This window comes from Mycobacterium sp., assembly GCF_052144515.1.
GTDB lineage: Bacteria > Actinomycetota > Actinomycetes > Mycobacteriales > Mycobacteriaceae > Mycobacterium.
The window spans coordinates 1-4,708 of record NZ_JBKQQD010000485.1 but is presented as its reverse complement, the minus strand read 5'-3'; the positions used below and the strand labels follow the sequence as shown (position 1 = coordinate 4,708).

At 62.6% G+C, this 4,708-nt stretch carries 5 protein-coding genes and 2 pseudogenes; 5 read left to right on the top strand and 2 right to left on the bottom strand.

The features are described 5' to 3' along the window. The 5 genes and pseudogenes from ACLP9N_RS32875 to ACLP9N_RS32855 form a co-directional block, all read left to right on the top strand. Positions 1 to 297, top strand: a pseudogene (locus tag ACLP9N_RS32875) (ATP-binding protein); the annotation flags it as partial. 160 nt (positions 298 to 457) lie between these two features. Next, the gene (locus ACLP9N_RS32870; RefSeq protein ID WP_442411305.1) at positions 458 to 658 is read left to right on the top strand and encodes a hypothetical protein; all 201 of its coding nucleotides are present in this window, start codon (positions 458 to 460) and stop codon (positions 656 to 658) included. Positions 659 to 905: 247 nt separating this feature from the next. Then, on the top strand, positions 906 to 1,316 hold the full coding sequence (locus ACLP9N_RS32865) for a hypothetical protein (RefSeq protein ID WP_442411304.1): 411 nt from the start codon (positions 906 to 908) through the stop codon (positions 1,314 to 1,316). A gap of 5 nt (positions 1,317 to 1,321) precedes the next feature. Beyond that, the gene (locus ACLP9N_RS32860) at positions 1,322 to 2,410 is read left to right on the top strand and encodes a methyltransferase (RefSeq protein WP_442411303.1); all 1,089 of its coding nucleotides are present in this window, start codon (positions 1,322 to 1,324) and stop codon (positions 2,408 to 2,410) included. Positions 2,411 to 2,795: 385 nt separating this feature from the next. Beyond that, positions 2,796 to 3,095: a hypothetical protein gene (locus tag ACLP9N_RS32855; RefSeq protein ID WP_442411302.1), complete on the top strand. Its 300-nt coding sequence runs from the start codon at positions 2,796 to 2,798 to the stop codon at positions 3,093 to 3,095. Positions 3,096 to 3,410: 315 nt separating this feature from the next. Here ACLP9N_RS32855 and ACLP9N_RS32850 read toward each other — a convergent pair whose 3' ends face one another. Continuing rightward, positions 3,411 to 3,659 (bottom strand): hypothetical protein, encoded by a 249-nt coding sequence (locus tag ACLP9N_RS32850; protein ID WP_442411306.1) that lies wholly within the window; start codon positions 3,657 to 3,659, stop codon positions 3,411 to 3,413. A 121-nt stretch (positions 3,660 to 3,780) separates the two neighbouring features. Then, a pseudogene (locus tag ACLP9N_RS32845) lies at positions 3,781 to 4,254 on the bottom strand (DDE-type integrase/transposase/recombinase); the annotation flags it as partial. Between the last annotated feature and the right edge of the window lie 454 nt (positions 4,255 to 4,708).

Here is a 4,708-nt window from a genome sequence, read left to right as displayed (position 1 = left end):
CACAATGCGGGCAACACCACGACGATCCGCATCCCGCTGGCCAGCCTCGCCGCTCTTTTCGACCGGCTCGGACGCTACGAACCCGCGGCTACCATCGCCGGGTTCGCGCTCAGTCCCCTCACCACAGCGGGAGTCCCCGAGATCACCACCGCGATCACCCACCTCCGCGAAGTCCTCGGCGTGGCGACCTACGAATCGCTGGCCCGCAAGGGCGAGGCGATGACCACCGCCGCGATGGCGACGTACGCTTACGACCAAATCGACCAGGCCCGAACTGAACTCGAACGCCCCAGCTGAGCCCTCAAAGGAATGGCACGTTTCGTTCGGCGACCCGCCCAACCCAATAGCAGTGAAATGGGTCACCATCACCCCAGATTGGGCAGCTCTCTCATCGCTCATGCGTTGCGCTGGACGGCCACTAAATCAGACTGTGACACCAACTCCCAGCGAGGCAGACATGCGGCACACCACCAAGAGCGGACACCGTATCGCCCACCAAACGATCGCCGCCTTCTGGATCATCGCCGGCATCATCGCGGTGCTCGTCGTCGGGGATGCTTTCACGCTATTGGCGCTCGCGATCGTGACGACGGGGTGGTGGATCTTGAGCGCAGTTGAGCATCGCGTGGAGAGCTTCGGTTCCCGAGCAAACCACTGACTTAGGTCCTGGCCTATTCGGGCTGATTCCGGACCATATGGCGAATCGCCACCGCCGTAGCAACCGTGCTACTCAACGCCGCGTCTCAACGCCGATGCACAGTCCAGGTAGAACGCCTACAAAAACTGAGGTAGTCAACTACGCGTGTCAGGTGCACGTGCGCCGCTGCACCATCGAACGGTGACCAGCGGTTCCGAATTCGACGGACCTTCAAAATCCATGACCGAGTTATCGAAGGCGTAGCGACATGTCCACCCCTCCGGGGATGATTGTGAATGCGCAGGGAATAACCGGCGAAGGGGTCGAGTTCAGCCTGATCAACGAGACCGACCGAGAGATCGTTGTGACCCTGTTGTTGGTGCCCGTACCGCCCACACCGCAACTGGTCAACGAGACTTGGCCCTCATTCACTGTCCTGCCAACTTCGTTGCCGTGCAACACCAACGGCGTCGACCCCAATCTCGTGCAGTTCTTGTATCTCACGCCCCAAGGCGTGTACAACGCGTTCGTCCAGGTGGACAGCGGGCTATACGAGGTGGGGGCCGATGTTGTCGTTAACGCCACCGGCCGCGTAGTCGGACATCCGCTCTATGCCTCACCCTCGGGCCATCACATACTTCCGGACCGTCCCGATGTCGATGCCGACGTGATGCGCTGAACCTCATGGTCGTGTCGAAGCTTCCGCCCGCCACAGTCGTGCGGGCCATCGAAACTGCCCGGTATCGCATCGGTCAGCTGCATCGACGGATGCTTCCGGGTCCCGCCGTGATGATGGAAATGATCACGAACGCTTGGTGCGCCCAGGCGATCACCGCGGCAGCCGATCTCGGCATTGCGGATGCGCTGGCCGAAGGGCCGCTCACGGCGCAAGAGCTGGCGGCCGCGATCGACGCGGAGGTCGATACCGTTAGTCGACTGCTGCGGGCCTTGATCTCGCGAGGCATCTTCCGTCAGCGCCGCGATGGCCGATATGACCTCACCCCACTGGCGCACACGCTGCGCAGCGACGCTGAGGTGTCGTTGGCCGCAATGGCCCAGTTTATGGGTTTGCCCGAGCATCGCGAGTGTTGGAGCCACCTCACGGATGCCATCCGGACCGGCGAGGCGGTTATCCCGAAGTTACGCGGCAAATCGGGGTTCGAATTGCTGGCCGATGAACCAGTAGTCGCCGAAATCTTCAATCGCGCCATGACGAGCATGTCCGAGCTCGCGGTCGCATCGGTGACCGCCGCGTACGACTTCAGCCGCTACGCCACCATCGTCGACGTGGGCGGCGGGCATGGTCGGCTGCTGGCCTCAATCCTGGTTGCGACGCCACAGGCGCGTGGCATCCTGTTCGACCTGCCCGAAGTGGTTCCAGGAGCCCCGGCCGTGCTCGCCGAACACCATGTCGCCGACCGAATCCGCGTTCTCGGGGGATCGTTCTTTGACGCCGTGCCCGACGGCGGCGACGTCTACGTTCTCAAGAACGTGATTCACGATTGGCCTGACGACGACCCGGTGAAAATACTTGACAACGTGCGCACAGCGGCCGGTGCTGGGAAGCACGTGTTGCTCGTCGAGTTCGTGATCCCACGCCACGGTCGCGAGTTCCTAGGCAAGTGGACGGACCTGGGAATGTTGGTCCTTGCCGCCGGGCGTGAGCGCACTTCCGACGAATACGGCCGGCTGCTGGACCGCGCCGGCTTTCGCATGACGCGGTTGGTCGAAACCGCGTCACCGTTCAGCGTCGTGGAAGCGATCGCTATTTAATGCTTCGGTAGCAGGGCGCGGGAATAGACCTAAAAGCCCCCTGGTCTTCGTAACAGTGGCAGCAGTTGGCAGTGGCCAACTAGAAGGGGAGTGGCCGGTTGTCGCGATCGCGACCTGGGTAGCTACTCCATCGTTTGGCACATATCTGGCACGCGGTCAGTTCAGAAACCCAAAAATAGCCTCGAGCGCTCGTCTTAGCCTCCGGTCGCTAGTCGTTGTCTTGGGCAAGAACAAGATCGCGGGCGAGAGCGGCTGTGGGCGGTGGTGCGGACGATGGTCGAGAAAGGCGACGGCGCCTGATCCAAAGGGGGGGTTGGGTGCGGTGCGCGGCGCCGCTGAGAGCTGTCCGCGAACGCCGGTAGGCCGGTGACCTAACGTCATTGCGGTGAACAGCCACCAGGACTACGACACCATTCGCGCTGAGGATATCCAGAAGGGCGACACCATCGAGTTCCCTTCCAACCACCCGGACGTGAAATGGAACGTCGAAGAGGCCAGGGCATCGAAGCCCCCTTGCAACCAGCCGGGCGTGCTGTGGTACGTCGAGGAGCTAGTGGGCTCTATGCTTGGCAGCCCGTTGGGCGATCTTTACACGTTCACCGTGAAAGAGGTCGGGGCGGGAGCTGAAGTCGACGTCAAAATCAGGGGCCATGTGCCCGTCCGTCGCTACCAGCGAAACCGATGAACCAAGCCCGTTGAATAGGGACGTCAGATTCGGGGCCGTTCGCGCGGTCGCCGGGGTCTTTTGTGGTTCGAATGTTTGGGGTCTGGAGGGCGATGCCCGTACGGCAACACGTACGGCAACCCGGTCAATTTCTGGGGTGTTCGCAACTGTTCGCTGACGTTTTGAAAACGGCTCTACCTGTGCAAACCCATCGCCCACGGACCCCGGCGAACATACTTCGTTTGACTGGGGGTCAAGTGGTCGCAGGTTCAAATCCTGTCAGCCCGACCAGTGTCATGTCTCGGGACATCGTTGACAGGTGTCCCGAGACATGGTTTACACCGTGAGCCTGTTTTCTGGTGAGTTTCCGCATTTGACGCCGCGGGGTTGGTAGTCGCGGGTGGGGTCGAGTGTGAGTTTGCGGATCAGGGTTCCGGTGTCGTGGTCGAGTACGCGGATGTCGAGGTTGTCGATGAGGACGATGACTTTGGTGCCGCGGCGGCGCTTGCCCAGGCCGATATGGTGCAGGCGGCTGTTGTAGCGGATGGTGATGGCGCCGGCGGTGTCGATGCGGTCGTGGCGCACCCGGTAGTGCGGCGGGATCTGGTAGCCGCTGGGAAAGGCTTTTGGGGCGGGCGTTAAACGCCTCGAGGGGGGTGTGTCGGTGCAGCGCCCGGTGGGGTCGGGTGGTGTTGTAGTAGACCAGGAAATTGTCGAGTTGGTGCTGCAGCTCGGTGATGGTGTGGGCCGGTGGTTGGGCGCGGAGGTATTTTTTGAGGGTTTGGTGGAAGCGCTCGACTTTGCCGCAGGTCTGTGGGTGGTAGGGCCGCGAGGTCAGGTACTTGATGCCGAGTGCGCCTAGGAGGACCTGCAGGGCGGTGCGTCCCTTGCGGCGTGGTGTGGCGGTGAAGATGGCGCCGTTGTCGGTCAAGACGGCGGCGGGGGTGCCCCACTGTGTGAATGCGGTGGTGAAGGTGTCGGTGACGTCGGGGCCGGTGACGGTGGGTCGGGCCTGGCTGGCCAGCGCGGTTCTGGAGTGGTCGTCGAGGAGGTTGAGGATTTCGGCCTCGGTGCCGTCTGCCAGTTGCCAGTGGGTGACGTCGGCCTGCCAAAGCTCGTTGGGTTGGGTGGCGGTGAAGCGTTTCCAGGCTGACCGGGGGCGTTTGTGGGGTTGGGGCACCACGAAGCCTCGTCGGGTCAGGATGCGCCAAATCGTGCACACAGCAGGCACTTTGGGTACTTCGGCATCGCGGGGTGAGGCTGCGCCTTCGACATGGCCGACCTCCCACGCGGTTGAGGGTGTCAACTATGTCGCGAGACAGCTGCCAACTATGTCGTGAAACCAGACACTGTCAGCCCGACCAGTTCAGAGGGGGGCGTCAAGTCTCCCGACTGAAGCGTCCCCGCTGAAAGGGCGGTAGTGCTTCGAGTCGGGCGGATTCCGACGCGAAAGGCGGGGGCCGGGTGTTAACCCCTGGGAACCCCCGCGCCGGCCCTCCGAGTCCGCGCTAGACGGTATGGGGGGCTGGGGCCTCCGCTCACATGTGAACGTGGGTTGCCGACAGGGTGGTCCTGGCCGGTAGAGCCACAAGATGTGGGAGGCCCCAGTGAGGAATTATCGTACGAGCCAATCT

Coding starts and splice junctions, on each gene's coding strand:
- ACLP9N_RS32870 (WP_442411305.1), top strand. CDS start 458: ATGCGGCACACCACCAAGAGCGGACACCGTATCGCCCACCAAACGATC.
- ACLP9N_RS32865 (WP_442411304.1), top strand. CDS start 906: ATGTCCACCCCTCCGGGGATGATTGTGAATGCGCAGGGAATAACCGGC.
- ACLP9N_RS32860 (WP_442411303.1), top strand. CDS start 1,322: ATGGTCGTGTCGAAGCTTCCGCCCGCCACAGTCGTGCGGGCCATCGAA.